The organism is Stenotrophomonas pictorum JCM 9942, from assembly GCF_001431585.1.
Taxonomy (GTDB): Bacteria; Pseudomonadota; Gammaproteobacteria; order Xanthomonadales; family Xanthomonadaceae; genus Stenotrophomonas; species Stenotrophomonas pictorum.
This window is the reverse complement of record NZ_LLXS01000008.1, coordinates 1-14,330: the sequence shown is the minus strand read 5'-3', so window position 1 is coordinate 14,330 and position 14,330 is coordinate 1. Positions and strand designations below refer to the sequence as shown.

Below are 14,330 nucleotides of genomic sequence, written 5' to 3'. Positions count from 1 at the left end.
GGCAGATGCCAAATATGGGAGCTCCGTTGGGCCCGCTGCGGATCCTGCTGGTGGAGGATTCGCAGGAAGACGCAGAGTTGCTGTGCGACCAGATTCTGGACGCCGGGCTGGAGGCGCGTTTCCAACGCGTTGACAGCGAGCAGGATCTGCTGGACGCGTTGGCGGAGGAAGCGCCGGATATCGTGCTGTCGGATCTGAGCATGCCGGGTTTTTCCGGCTATCAGGCGCTGCGGATCGTGCGTGAGCTGCATCCACAGACTCCCTTCATTTTTGTTTCCGGCACCATGGGTGAGGAAACCGCAGTGGAAGCACTGCATAACGGCGCCAACGACTACATCATCAAGCACCTCCCGGCCCGGCTTCCTTCCGCGGTCGCACGCGCCATCCGTGATGCGCGCAGTGCGCAGGAGCGCGCGCGCGTCGAGGAGGAGCTGATGCGTGCGCAGCGTCTGGAAAGCCTGGCGCTGCTGGCGGCGGGCTTGAGCCATGATCTGCGCAATATCCTGCAGCCGCTGCTGATCGTGCCGGATCTGATCCGTGACCGCAGCGATGATCCCAAGGTGATCCGCTTGGCGGATGTGATCGCCGAATGCGGGCGTCGCGGTCATGAGATGGCCGAGTCGATGCTGTCTTTCGTGCGCGGTTCGCGGCAGCCCAGCGAATCGGTCGGAATGTCGCGCCTGTTCCAGGCGGTGGGAATGCTGCTCAAAAGCAATATTCCCGCGTCGGTCGAGCTGCATCTGGAGGTGGCCGACGAACGTCTGGCGGTGGAGGCCAACTACACGGAGCTGCAGCAGGTGCTGCTCAATCTGTGTCTGAACGCGATCCAGGCCATGCCCAATGGCGGGCAGTTGCGGCTGGTTGCCGAGCGCGCGTTTGATCCGGTGGCAGGCGAACAACTGTGCATCCGCGTGCAGGACCAGGGCGTGGGCATGGATGAAGCGACGCTGCAACGGCTTTTCACTCCATTTTTCACCACCAAGAGCACGGGCACCGGCCTGGGTCTGATTTCATGCCGGCGCATCGTCGAGGGCCTGGGAGGCGTGATCAGCGTCCAGAGCGTGCCCGGACAGGGCACTTGCTTTGATCTGCTGCTGCCGCTGAGTGCGGAGCTGGCGGCCGATGACGGGGAGCGGCCGGCCGCGATTCCGGGCGGACGCGGGCAGCGTGTACTGATCGTTGATGACGAAGCGGTACGGCTGTCGTTGCTGGGCAACGCGCTTTCCAGTCAGGGCTACCGCTTGCGTCTGGCCGCGGATGGCGCCGCGGCGCTGCGGCACCTGCAGCAGGCAGGATTGCCGGATGTGCTGCTGGTCGATGCGGGCATCCCGCTGCTGTCGGCCGGCCAGCTGCTGGCTGAAATGCACGGCATGGGTTTCCATGGCCCGGCCATCGTGCTGGAAGAGGCCGGTGAGCGGGTTTTCGATCAGATACCTCCGCCGCCGGGCATCCGGGTGCACACCCTGCCCAAGCCGCTGGAAATGCAGCGGGTGTTCCGCGCGGTGGCCGATGCCCTTGGCGTCAGCTGAGTTCTGCTGGCGTCAGTACCATGATTTGTCCGACGCCAGCGTCGGCATTGCTTCACTGCTGCCCTATCATGTGCGCTCCGATTCCACGCGGCCTTGATGATGGTGCCAACCACCACGGCAGTGCCGCAGGCAAGTGACAACCGATGACCACCGTGCTCTTGAGCCTGGGCAGCAATCTGCGGCCGCAACACTATCTGCATCTGGCGGTGGAAGTGCTGCGCGGGCGTTTTAGTCCGCTGCGCGTGTCCCCGGCCTATCGCACCCCCGCGGTCGGCTTTGACGGGCCGGATTTCCTCAACAACGCGGTTATGCTGGAAACGCAGATGCCCTTGTTGGAGCTGGACCAGTGGCTGCATGCGGTGGAGGATGCCCACGGGCGTGACCGCAGCGGCCCGCGCTTCAGTGACCGTACGCTGGATATCGACGTGGTGTATTACGGCGATCTGGTGGTGGAAGGACCGGGCCATCTGCGCATTCCGCGGCCCGAGCTCAAGCACGCGTTCGTGCTCAAGCCGTTGGCCGATATCGCCCCGGATTTCGTTGATCCCGTGCGCCACCAGACCCTGCGTCAGATGTGGCAGGCCCACCCGCAATACGGCCAGGCCTTCGACGTCGTCGAACTGGAAGCCTGAGCCGGCTCAGGTCAGCGTGCGGCCGCCATCCAGTCGCAGGGTCTGCCCGGTGATGTAACCGGCATCGTCGAGCAGCCAGCGCACCGCCGAGGCGATTTCGTGCGGCGTGCCCAGACGGTCCAGCGGCGTACGCTCCATCAGCTTCTGTTTGGCTGCCTCACTCTTGCCCTGTTCCGGCCAGAGGATGGCGCCGGGCGCGATCGCATTGACCCGCACGTGCGGGGCCAGTTCCAGCGCCAGCGTGCGGGTGGTCATTTCCAGTGCCGCCTTGGCCGCGCTGTAGGCGGGGTGGTCGCGCAGCGGCTGGGTGGCGTGCAGATCGGTCAGGTTGACGATGGCGCCGCGCTGGCGGCGCAGGTGTGGGGCGGCGGCCTGGGCGAGAAAGAAAGGCGCGCGGGCATTGACCGCAAACAGCTCGTCCCACTGTTCCGGCTGCACCTGTCCGAACGGGGTCGGGAAGAAGTTGGAGGCATTGTTGACCAGCGCATCCAGCCGCCCGAAGTGGCTGACGGCCTGTTCCACCAGATCCGGCACGCAGGCAACATCGCGCAGGTCCGCTTCCAGCGCCAGCACGCTGCCTGGCCGTTCACTTTCCAGATCGAAGGCCAGTGACTGCAGCTCCTCGCCGGACTGGTGGGCATGCAGGGCGATGCGATAACCATGGGCATGCAGGTGCCGCGCAATGCCGGCGCCGATCCGGCGCGCGCTGCCGGTGACCAGGGCCACCCGTTGGGATTCTGTCATCTGTGGTTTCCTCACTCGGCTATCCTGTGCATTGTCCCCGTAAACCGCCGCATCATGCACGCCGACCTGCCCACGCCCGACTCCGAAGCGCTTGCGCACAGCCAGCAGCTGGCTGACCACCTGCGCGCCGACATCTTCGCCCAGGGCGGTGCGGTGCCGTTTTCACGTTTCATGGAGCTGGCGCTGTATGCCCCGGGCTGGGGCTATTACAGTGCCGGCGCCAGCAAGTTCGGTGCTGCTGGCGATTTTGTGACCTCGCCGGAGATGGGGTCGTTGTTTGCTGCAACCACCGCCAACGCCTTGGCACCGGTGCTGCAGCAACTGGGTCCGCAGGCGCGGATGCTGGAGCTGGGGGGCGGCAGTGGCGCATTCGCCGAGGTCATGCTCAAGCGTCTGCATGAACTGGATGCACTGCCTGCGCGCTATGCGATTCTCGAACCCAGTGCGGATCTGCGCGAGCGCCAGCGGGAGCGGCTGGCCAAGGTGCTGCGCGCGGAGGTGTTCGCACGGGTCCAGTGGCTGGACCGTCCGTTCGATGACGACTGGGACGGGGTGGTGTTCGCCAACGAGGTGATCGATGCATTGCCGACGCCGCGCTTTCTGGCCAGCGACGGCGAGATCTACGAAGAAACCGTGGAGCTGGATGGCCAAGGCCGCTTCGTGCGCGGCGCGATGCCGGCCGATGCGTTGTTGCGTGCATCGGTCCGCCACATCGAGGCGTATCTGGAGGAGCCTTTCGCCCACGGCTACCGTTCGGAGGTGCTGCCGCAGCTGCCGTACTGGATACAGGCCGTCGCCGGTGGCCTGCGGCGTGGGGCGATGTTGTTCATCGACTACGGCTACCCGCGTGCGGAGTTCTACCGCCATGACCGCACCGATGGCACGCTGCGCGCGTTCTACCGGCATCGCGCGCACAACGAGGTGTATCTGTGGCCGGGCCTGCAGGACATCACCGCATCGGTGGATTTCACCGCGCTGGCCGAGGCCGGTACCCATGCCGGTTTTGATCTTGCCGGTTACAGCAACCAGGCCAGCTTCCTGCTCGGCAACGGTATTACCCGGCTGCTGGAACAGGCCGAGCAAGACGCTGATGAACGCGGGCGGGTAGGTCTGCGCAATCAGCTCAAGAAGCTGACCTTGCCCAGCGAGATGGGCGAGCGTTTCCAGGTGATGGGCTTCAGTCGCGACGTGGATTTCTCGGCGGCCTTTCTGATGGGCGATCTGACTTGGCGCCTGTGAGCACGTTGCTTAAACCGTTGCGGCACGCGCGGTTGTGGTTGGGATTGTGGTGCGTAGCATTGCTGGGTGTGATTGCGGTGTGTCTGATTCCACCGCCGCCGCTGGCATTGCCGCCCAACAGCGACAAGCTCGAACACTTCCTCGCGTATTTCGTGCTGGCCGCCTGCGCCGTGCAGCTGTTCGCCACACGTCGCGTGCTGGGCGCGGTTGCGCTGGGACTGGTGCTGATGGGGATTGGCATCGAGTGGGCGCAAGGTGCCCTGACCGCCACCCGTATGGCCGATCCGATGGATGCGCTGGCCAACACCAGCGGTGTTGTCGCGGGGATGCTGACCACCCTGACACCACTGCGCGATCTGCTGCTGCGTTTGCAGCCGCGTTGAGCGGCGGTTCCAGTCTGGAATCCGGGTTGCCGCTGCAACCAGCGGGTGCGGTGCGCCGCCGAAGTGCCGTCGCTCACTATCCGGCTTTTCCACACGCGGGCGGGCTGCTACGGTTGGCAGGTCACCGGGGCCCTGCGCGGCACCGGTGACGGCTGTAAAAGATGGCGCGGTGCGGGCCGCAGGGTGGAGAGGACCCTGGGGAACGCACCGCGCCCTCCCGGGTAATTACTTGGCCGGTTGCAGCTGGATCTGGTCCAGCACCCACATCTGCGGGCGGGTATCGCCACTGAAGGTCATGCACAGATCGGTGGTCTGTTCGGCGCCCTTGCGCAGCGGTGCTTCCAGTTCGATGAAGCCGTCCTTGTCCGGATGTTGCGGCAGCGGTACCGACGCCAGCACGCGCCCTTCGCAACCGGCGCGCACCTCGAACTCGCCGTACCTGGCCACAGGCTTGCGGTAGCCGCGGCGGGCCTCTTCTTCCTTCAGCAGGCCGAAGTTGTAGGGGATGCGACCGGCGCGGACCTTGAACGCGGCGATGTCCTGCAACTGTGCGTCTTCCCACAGCCAGCACGGGTTGAAGATGCTGACATCGAAATTGTCCCGCCCGCTGCCCTCCAGCGGATTGTCGTCTTCCAGGCGCAGCAGCAGGCGCCCGCCCTGCGGGCATTGCGCCAGGGTCTTGTCGGTGCGGGTCAACAGCGAGGCGGCATCGAATGTCCAGCTGCTGGGGGCATCGGCGACGGGCTTGCCGTTGAAGAAGGTCAGCGCCTTCAATTCCGTGGGCACCGGGAGCGTCAACGCACCGGGGTAGGCCGGCGATTGCGCGGTGGGCGGGCTGCCGTCGGTGGTGTAGCGGATGTCGCGGTAGCCCAGTGGATTGGACAGCTCTACCGTCACCTTGTTGCCGGCGCGGTCGTCCTGCCGTTTCATTGCCACGGCCAGTGCGGTCTGGCCATAGGCGATATCCAGCGCCTTGTAGCGTTGCAGCTGTGCCGGCAGACGGGCCAGGAAGTCGTCGTAGCTCTTGCGCGCCAGCGGCGTCCAGGCGATCTCGGCCAGCGCCGACATGCGTGGAAACAGGTTGTGCTGCAGACGTTCGAACGTGCGGGTGTGCTCGGTCCACATGTTGGCCTGAACGCCCAGCACATGCTTGCGCTGTTCGGCATTCAACTGGGCCGGGATCGGATCGAAGGCATAGATGCGCTGCATTGAGGTGAACTTCGGGCGGCCCGGCGGCTCATCCGGCGAGTTGGTCTGCAGGAAGTCCAGATACAGCGTATTGCCCGGTGTCATCACCACATCGTGGCCATGGGTGGCTGCCTCGATGCCGCCCTCGATGCCACGCCAGGACATTACCGTCGCTTCGGGTGGCAGACCGCCTTCGATGATCTCGTCCCAGCCGATGAGCTTGCGGCCGTGGCTTTCCAGGAACTTCTCCAGACGCTTGAGCATACGCGACTGCAGCGCCTCCTCATCCTTCAACCCCAGCTCGCGGATGTAGGCCTGCACCTGTGGCGAGTCCTGCCACTGGTATTTGACCGCCTCGTCGCCGCCGATATGCACGTACTGGCCGGGGAACATCCCGATCACTTCGCTCAGGATGTTCTCCAGGAACTGCAGGGTTTCCTCGCGCGGATTGAACAGATAGGGATTCACGCCCCAGTTGTGCGATGTCTGGGTCGGGCCGTCGACCACCCCATGTTCCGGGTAGGCGGCGACAGCGGCCTGGGCATGGCCTGGTACGTCGATTTCCGGCACCACGGTGATGTGGCGGGCGGCAGCGTAGGCCACGACATCGCGGATCTGGTCCTGTGTGTAGTAGCCGCAATACCGGTTGGGTGAACCGTCGGCCTTGACGCCGGCCTCGCCGGCCGGCACGCGGCAGCTGCCGACTTCGGTCAGCTTCGGATAGCGCTTGATCTCCATGCGCCAGCCCTGGTCGTCGGTCAGATGCCAGTGGAATACGTTGAGCTTGTGCAATGCCATCGCGTCGAGCACCAGCTTGATCTGCTCCACGCTCTGGAAGTGGCGGGCCGAATCGAGCATGAAGCCACGCCAGGAAAAGCGCGGGGCATCATTGATGCTGACGGCGGGGACAGTGACTTCCGTGCGGCCCGGTTCGGCGGTGAGTATCTGCAGCAGTGTCATTGCACCATTGAACAGACCCGCAGAACTGTCGGAGCGCAGGATGATGCCGCTTGCGTCCACCTCCAGCGTGTAGCTGCCTTTCGTACCGGCTGGCGCAGCGGTGTCGAGTTTGAAATGGATTCCGCCAGCTCTCATTTTCTTTCCGTCAGCTTGCTTGAGCTTTAGAGGGCTGGTTCTTTCAAGCAATTCGATGAATTGCTGAGCGACGATTGCAGCGGCATCGTCATTGGCAGTGATGGCTGTGAGGTTGTTGACAGCAACGCTGGAGCGGCTCGGCTGCACGTGCTGTGGCGCAGGTATCACGGATACCGCCAGCGATTGGGCCGCGTGGTCCGCGGCGAACGCGGTGAAGCTGGCGCTGAGCAGGAGGCAGCTGGTCAACAGGCTGCGGACGGGAGGATTCGTGGGCAGGCGGGTCATAGTTGCTCCGTAAAGAAGTGTGCCGTTATCTCAAAAAAAACGGGCCTAGAAACCCTAGGCCCGTTGGAGGAGAAAAAACAGCGAGTAAAACAGGTGAATCACTTGATTTGCATTAGAAGGCGAAGCGCAGCGAGCCCATGAAGCGGCGGCCGCTCAGGTATGCACCGCGGGTGAGTTGTTCCACGCCCGAATAGGAGTGGTACTTCTCATCAAGCAGGTTCATGCCTTCAAGTGCAACGGTCAGGTTGTCGGTGACCTTGTAGGACACCGAGGCGTCAACCGAGGTGTAGTCCATGGTCCACAGGTCACGGCCACCGCTGACGTTGGTGAAGTACTTGTCACGCCAGTTGTAGGTCACGCGAGCGGCGAACTTCTCGTTCTCGTAGAACGGAGCGATGTTGAACTGGTTCTTCGAGTTGTACGGCAGCGGACGGTCCGTCGCCCCCTTGGCGCCGGTGGCTTCACCATCGGAGTAGGTGTAGTTGGCCACGATGCCGAAACCTGCACCGAAGTTCTGCTGCCATGCCAGCGAAGCGCCCTTGATCTTGGCGTCGCCTGCGTTCTGCGGACGGTCAACCTGATACACCGTGTCGATGTTCTGGTTCTGGTTCCAATGCGTCTCGCTGGTCGAGGACATCAGGATGTAATCAGACACGTCGCGATAGAACAACGAGCCAGCCAGGATTGCATCTTCGGTGAAGTACCACTCGGCCGAGAAGTCGAGGTTGGTCGAACGATACGGCTTCAGGTTCGGGTTGCCGCCGCCACCGGTCAGGGTCTGATCGGCCAGCCACAGGTAGCTGGAGACGTCAGCGTAACCCGGACGGGCGATGGTCTTGGCTGCCGAGAAGCGCAGCACCAGATCTTCAGTTGCGTCGAATGCCAGGTTCAGGTTCGGCAGAGCGTTGTTGTACTTGCTCTTCTGTACGCGCCATTCGTACTTGTCGACCGGGCAGGAGCTTACGTTGACCGAACAGGCCCATGCGCCGCTGCCGACGTTGGTCTGCACATAGCGCACACCAACGTTACCGCGAAGGCGATCGAAGCTGAAATCAGCCTGCAGGTAAACGGCCTTGGTGTCCTCGTCGATCGCCCAGGTGTTACGCACGAACTCGGCCGCATTGAAGGTCGACACTTCCGGCATGGTCTGCCACGGTGCCAGCCAGTCGCCGCTGGAGATGAAGTCGGCCAGCTTCCAGCCATCAATGGTGAAGCGGTTGCCCAGATCACCGTAGCCGCTGAAGCCGTTGAGGTAGTTGCCCGGCAACGGACGCGGATCGAAATCTGCAGCGTTACCGTCGCCGTAACCGGCAACCGACGCCAAAGCCACGCCGCGCTGGATCTGGCTGGTCTTGTGCGCACGCTGCTTGTAGCCGGCGCGGAGCATGTAGATCGGCGAGTCCAGCTTCAGACCGAAATCGAACTGGCCGTAGGTTTCTTTATCCACGGTCGGCTTTTCGACCAGGTTGCCACCCCAGCCGGTATTCCATGTCGGCTGGGTTGGATCTGCACCCCAGCCGCCGTCCATCTGGAACATTTCCGGATTGGTGAACGGGTTGGCACCGTTGAAGGTCACGCTGCCGGGGTTCTTCGGTGCGCCAGCGATGGACCAGGTGTAATCGGTACGTGCCAGAAACTCGCCGAATACCTGCTCCGGGCCACCTTCGGCCTTGGTGGTGCCGATATGGGTTGAGGCGAACCAGCGCTCATCGTTCCAGTCGATCTTGACGTCGTAGGTTTCCGACTCGACCTTGGCGCGGCGGTTCTGCAGATCGAAAATCGCCAGGCCGTTTTTGTGGGTGCCACTGGTGATCAGGCCGTCCTTGACGGTCACATCGGTCATCGTGAACAGGCTGTTCCACGCATTGCCCGGCATCACGAACATGGACTGCGCCATATGATCGAAGTTGGCATCGATCTTCAGTGCGTTGACTTCGATACTCAGCTGCTCAACCGGCTTGAACTGCAGCGTGGCGGAGTAGGTATTGCGCTTGCGCTCCTGTTCGAAGAAGTGCGCGCTGATCGAGTTCGGGCCAATGGCGGTCAGATTGTTGGCCAGCGTGTCGGCGCAGGTACCCACGCAGGTCGGGTCCTTCGGCGCACCGATCGACCAATCCATCGGCGGATTGATGACCGAGCCGCCACCGCCCTGACCCTGGTAGTAATCCTTGCCGGTCACATGGCCATAGGCCTCGATGCCGTCGCGGCGGATACTTTCGTGCTGGGACTGTGCCGAAAGCATCACGCCGAAGTTCTCAGCAGCGTTCTTCCAGCCAAAGGCGACCGACGCCTGCGGATCGGTCTTTTCGACGCGGTCATTGCGGGCGAAACTGACCTGGCCGGTGATAGAGGTGCTTTCCGGCATATCCAGCGGCTTGCGCGTGGTGATGATGACGGTGCCGCCGATCGAGCCTTCTTCCAGACGGGCTTCCGGCGACTTGAACACTTCCACCTTGCCCACCAGCTGCGGTGCCAGTAGCGAGTAGTTGAAGGTGCGGGTCGGGAAATCGGACATGTTCCAGTCGCCCGAGGCGATGGACTGGCCGTTGAGCAGGGTGCGGTTCAATGCCGGATCGGTACCGAGGATCGACACCTTCTCGCCTTGGCCGTAGGCCTTGTCGATGGTGACGCCCGGAATGAGGGTCATCGCTTCGGCAACGTTGGACGCCGGGAACTTGCCCACGTCTTCAGCGGTGATCACATCGACGATGGCATCGGCATTGCGCTTGGTTTCCAGCGACTGTTGCAGGCTGGCGCGGATGCCGGTGACAACAACGCGATCAAGGTCGGTCGCGCTCTGGCTGGCGTCCTGTGCGTGGGCCGAGAAGCTCAGGCAGGTGACGATCGCGGCGGATAGTACGGACTTGCGGTACCTCATGATGTCTCTCCTCATCATTGTTGGATTTCCGGTGTGCACCGGACACTGCGTAGTGGGGGTCCATGCGCGGTTGATTCGACACATGCACCGGGGTACTGCGGTTGGAAGTGCTCCGGGTTAGACGTCCCTCCGGCCCAGATACCAGCTTGCGGCGCCGATGACGCCCAGTTGCCCGTGCTCTACCAGCTTCACGGGAATGCCTTGCAGCGCCGTGGTCATCGGCCCCTTGTTGAGGAAGCGCTCGACAAAGGTGCTGTTCAAAAGGAACTGGCTGATCTTCGGCAGAATGCCGCCGGCCAGGTAGATGCCGCCCTTGATGCCGTACAGCAGCGCCATGTCGCCGATGGTCGAGCCGAGGATTCCGCAGAACAGCTGCAGGGTTTCACGCGCCACCGGATCGTCATTGCCCTGGGCGGCCGTGCTGATGGCATCGGGGGTGGCGTGGACAGGACGGGCGTCGCGGATGGCGCACAGCGCGATGTAGAGATTGAGCAGGCCGGGGCCAGAAAGGGCCTGTTCGATACAGACATGCGAGCGACCCCGCAGCATCTGCTGCAGTACCGCCGTTTCCAGTGCGGTGGTGGCCGGCAGTGACGCCTGGCCGGCTTCTGTGGCCAACACCACCGAGCGACGCGGGCCGGGAATCCATACCGCGGCACCCAGGCCGGTGCCGGGGCCAACGATCAGGGTCGGACCCGACGCTGCGTCGGCCGGGCCGGTCAGCTGCAACACCTGGCGTGCATCGATATGGGCCGCCGCATGTGCCACGGCTTCAAAATCGTTGACCAGGTGCACCGCCTCGAAGCCAAGGTCGTCGCGGATGCGTGTGGTGCTCAGCGCCCATGGCAGGTTGGCCGAAATCACCGTGCCGTCTTCCAGTGCATAGCCGGCGCTGGCGATGGCGCATTCGCGCACGCCCGGTGCCTGGCTGCGGAAGTCGGCAAGGATCGCGCTGAGGCTGGGGTAATCGGCACAGCGGTACTGGCGATAGGACAGCACATCCAGATTCGATGGCACTCCATCAGCCGCTTGGATCAGTCCCACGCGCACGTGTGTTCCCCCCACGTCCGCGGCCACCAAGGGGGCAGGGCGGGGGGTGAAGACATCGTGTGCTGGATGGATGCTGACGGCCACTGGACTTTCCCCGGAGATTCGCGCGGCGTGTCTGGGCGCTGCGGTAGCCGGAGTTTCGTGTTGGGTGACAACGATGTCAAGCTGCGTTGCAAAAAATTTTCATATTGATCAGGTTGTACATGCCCCATTCATATCAATGATTTACGGGGATATTTCACTTTCACCTGCAACCTTGCTTACGTTTCAGCCGTTTTGTGGAGGGTGACGCCTTTGGCTGTGAAATTTATTCGCATGCCTTTTGTCCTCCCAAAAGAAAAGGCCACCGTCCCCGGTGGCCTTTGTTTACAGCGGCCTGTCTACAGGGGTCTGGGTTGATCAGTCCGCCATTTGCAGCTCCACGCGATCCAGTGTCCACATGTTCGGGCGGGTGTCGCCGGTGAAGCGGATGCACAGGTCGGTGGGGGTATCGGTGCCGGTAATCGGGGCTTCCAGCTCCAGGAAACCGTCGGCGGCGGGGTTGGCCGGCAGGGGCACGCTCGCCAGCGGCTTGCCTTCGCAGTTGGCCAGGATGTCCATCTCGCCATGCGTGCTGCGTGCCGGTACGAACTTGCGGGCAGGCTCATCTCCGGCCAGCTGGAAGTTGTAGGGGATCCGGCCGGCCCGCACCTTCACCCTGTGCACGCCGCGCAGGTCGGCTTTTGGCCACAGCCAGCATGGGTTGAAGATGTTGACGTTGAAGATCGCGCGCTCCCCTTCGGCCGGGCCGTCGTCTTCCAGTCGCAGCAACAGCTTGCCACCGTTCGGGCACAGGCCCAGCTGGGTGTCTTCGCGGATGCGCAGGGAATCGCGGGTTAACTGGAAGCGGTTTTCCGCAGCCAGTGGCTTGCCGTCGAAGAACGCGGCCACGCGCACCTCGGTCGGCAGCTTCAGTTGCAGTGGCTGGTTGTAGAGGGGCGAGCTGGCGGTGACCTCGCTGCCATCGAGCGTGTAGCGCACCGCATAACCCAGGGGATTGTCCAGAGTCACTTCGGCGGTGCCGGCGATGCGGTCGCCCTTCTTGCTCATGTCCACCTGGAACGGCGTCTTGGCATAGGCGATATCCATGGCCTGATAGCGTTGCAGCTGACGGGGCAGGCGGGCGCGGAAGCTTTCGAAGTCGCGCTTGTTCTGCGGACTCCAGCCGGTTTCGGCCACTGCCGCCAGGCGCGGGAACAGGTTGTGTTCCAGATTCCGGCTGTTGCGGGTGTGCTCGCTGAACATGTTGGCCTGCAGGCCGAGGATATGGGAGCGCTTGTCGGCTGCCAGTTCCGCCGGCACCGGTTCGAATTCGTAGGCCTTCTGCAGGGTGATTGTGGTCGGACGGCCTGGCGGCTCGTTCGGCGATTCGGTCTGCAGGTAGTCCATGTACATATGGGTGACCGGTGACATCACCACGTCATGGCCTTCGCTGGCCGCTTTCAGGCCGCCTTCGGTGCCACGCCAGGACATCACCGTCGCTGCCGGCGGCAGGCCGCCTTCGAGGATCTCGTCCCAGCCGATCAGGCGCCGGTCATGCTGCTCCAGGAATTTCTCCAGACGCTTGATCATGTGGCTCTGCATTTCCATCTCGTCCTTCAGGCCGAGTTCGCGCATGTCCGCCTGCACGCGCGCGGAGGCGATCCACTGGTCCTTGACCGCTTCGTCGCCGCCGACGTGCACGTATTCGGCCGGGAACATCCCGATCACTTCCAGCAGCACGTTCTTCAGGAACTGCAGGGTGCTTTCTTCGGTGTTGAACAGGTTGGGGAACACGCCCCACTGGTTGTCGATGACCAGCTTCTGGTCGGTGACGCCCAGCTCCGGATAAGCGGCGATGGCCGCCGTGGCGTGGCCCGGCACGTCGACCTCCGGGATTACCCGGATGTGGCGCTCGGCGGCATAGGCGACGATCTCGCGGATCTGCTCCTGGGTGTAGAAGCCGCAGTAGGTGCGCGGCTCACCGGTCTCCTCGTTGCGGCCGGCATCGCCCAGCGGCACGCGGCAGCTGCCCACTTCGGTCAGCTTCGGGTAGCGCTTGATCTCCATGCGCCAGCCCTGGTCATCGGTGAGGTGCCAGTGGAAAGTGTTGAGCTTGTGCTGGGCCATCGCATCGAGCAGCTTCTTGATCTCGTCGATGCTCTGGAAGTGGCGGGCCGAATCGAGCATGAAACCGCGCCAGCCGAAGCGGGGCGCGTCCTCGATGGTGGCCGCGGCAACCTGGCCGGTCTTGTCGCCGGTCAGCAGTTGTGCGGCGGTCACCGCGCCGTAGAACAGCCCGGCCTCATCCCGCGCACTGACGTCGATGCCATTGCTGGACACCTTCACTGCATAGCCTTCGGTTCCGGTCGCCACGGAAGCGTCCAGATGGAAGCGGATCTGTGCCTTGTTGGCCTTGTCGCTCACGGCCAGCGTGGGGCCGCCATTTTGTTTCAGCAGGCTGATGAACTGGCTGGCGACGCGGCGCGAGGTGGCATCGCTGCCGGCTACGCGGGTGGCAGGACCGATGGCGAAGTCTTTTCCTTCCACCGCCTGGTAGCTGGCGGGCAGCGGAATCAGCTGGAGCGGGGCGCCGAGGTCGCCTGCATGCGCGTGCAACGCGGTGAGGCCCAGCAATACGCAGCTGCCAAGCCAGGGGGCGCGGTTGCGCGCGGGAGGGGACTTCGTCATGGGCGGAGCTCCGTTCTTGTGGTTCGAGAGGGTACTAAACAAAAAACGCCGGGCCCGGAATGATCCAGGCCCGGCGCATCACACTCACCGGCGATGGTGCGCGCCGGGATAGATCAGTACTTGAAACGGAAGTTCAGATAGTACTGGCGGCCGTTCTCGTAGAACGCGCTCGGGATGTTGCTGCTCTGGTAGTACTTCAGCGTCGGGTTGTTGAGATTGAGCGCATCGAAGCTCACGCTCAGCCAATCGGTTGCCTTGTAGCTCAGCGACAGCGACAGGGTGCCAAACTCGTCCTGGTAGTACGGGCTGGCACCCTTCAGGCCGATCAGGAAGGCCGAGCGATAGGTATAGCTGACGCGGGCACCGAACGTGTCATTTTCAAAGTAACCGCCCACGTTGTAGGTGTTCTTCGAGGTGCCCAGCAGGTTGCTGCTGCCGTCTTCCCATACATGGGACGTGCTGCCATCGGCATAGGTGTAGTTGGCATTGACGCCGAAGTTGTCACCGATCGGCTGTTCGTACGCCACTTCCACGCCGGTGACCTTGCCGTTGGAGTTGACCGGGACGGCGACCTCATAGGGTAATCCCCCCATTAACC

The 14,330-nt window shown here is 63.3% G+C and carries 9 protein-coding genes and 1 pseudogene; 4 read left to right on the top strand and 6 right to left on the bottom strand.

Features of this window, described 5'->3' with window-relative positions; genetic code table 11:
* The first annotated feature begins 5 nt into the window (after positions 1 to 5).
* Complete coding sequence (locus ARC78_RS03330; RefSeq protein ID WP_054657852.1) at positions 6 to 1,529, top strand: response regulator; 1,524 nt, start codon at positions 6 to 8, stop codon at positions 1,527 to 1,529.
* A 143-nt stretch (positions 1,530 to 1,672) separates the two neighbouring features.
* The gene (folK, locus tag ARC78_RS03325) at positions 1,673 to 2,161 is read left to right on the top strand and encodes a 2-amino-4-hydroxy-6-hydroxymethyldihydropteridine diphosphokinase (RefSeq protein WP_054657850.1); all 489 of its coding nucleotides are present in this window, start codon (positions 1,673 to 1,675) and stop codon (positions 2,159 to 2,161) included.
* Positions 2,162 to 2,167: 6 nt separating this feature from the next.
* Here the strand turns inward: folK and ARC78_RS03320 are convergent, their stop codons facing one another.
* Complete coding sequence (locus ARC78_RS03320; RefSeq protein WP_057505736.1) at positions 2,168 to 2,905, bottom strand: pteridine reductase; 738 nt, start codon at positions 2,903 to 2,905, stop codon at positions 2,168 to 2,170.
* 54 nt (positions 2,906 to 2,959) lie between these two features.
* Here ARC78_RS03320 and ARC78_RS03315 point away from each other — a divergent pair, with 54 nt between their 5' ends.
* Together ARC78_RS03315 and ARC78_RS03310 are read left to right on the top strand one after the other, a co-directional pair.
* On the top strand, positions 2,960 to 4,144 hold the full coding sequence (locus ARC78_RS03315; protein ID WP_057505735.1) for a class I SAM-dependent methyltransferase: 1,185 nt from the start codon (positions 2,960 to 2,962) through the stop codon (positions 4,142 to 4,144).
* On the top strand, positions 4,132 to 4,527 hold the full coding sequence (locus ARC78_RS03310; RefSeq protein ID WP_083468419.1) for a VanZ family protein: 396 nt from the start codon (positions 4,132 to 4,134) through the stop codon (positions 4,525 to 4,527). The genes ARC78_RS03315 and ARC78_RS03310 overlap by 13 nt, the downstream gene beginning before the upstream one ends.
* Before the next feature lie 225 nt (positions 4,528 to 4,752).
* On the opposite strand, the gene ARC78_RS03305 is transcribed toward ARC78_RS03310, so the two are convergent.
* The 5 genes and pseudogenes from ARC78_RS03305 to ARC78_RS03285 form a co-directional block, all read right to left on the bottom strand.
* Complete coding sequence (locus tag ARC78_RS03305; RefSeq protein ID WP_054658144.1) at positions 4,753 to 7,095, bottom strand: beta-N-acetylhexosaminidase; 2,343 nt, start codon at positions 7,093 to 7,095, stop codon at positions 4,753 to 4,755.
* A 112-nt stretch (positions 7,096 to 7,207) separates the two neighbouring features.
* Positions 7,208 to 9,973 (bottom strand): TonB-dependent receptor, encoded by a 2,766-nt coding sequence (locus tag ARC78_RS03300; RefSeq protein WP_054658142.1) that lies wholly within the window; start codon positions 9,971 to 9,973, stop codon positions 7,208 to 7,210.
* 117 nt (positions 9,974 to 10,090) lie between these two features.
* On the bottom strand, positions 10,091 to 11,095 hold the full coding sequence (locus ARC78_RS03295; RefSeq protein WP_057505771.1) for a glucokinase family protein: 1,005 nt from the start codon (positions 11,093 to 11,095) through the stop codon (positions 10,091 to 10,093).
* A gap of 327 nt (positions 11,096 to 11,422) precedes the next feature.
* On the bottom strand, positions 11,423 to 13,732 hold the full coding sequence (locus ARC78_RS03290) for a beta-N-acetylhexosaminidase (protein ID WP_054658140.1): 2,310 nt from the start codon (positions 13,730 to 13,732) through the stop codon (positions 11,423 to 11,425).
* Between the two features lie 113 nt (positions 13,733 to 13,845).
* Positions 13,846 to 14,330 (bottom strand): annotated as a pseudogene (locus tag ARC78_RS03285) (TonB-dependent receptor); the annotation flags it as partial.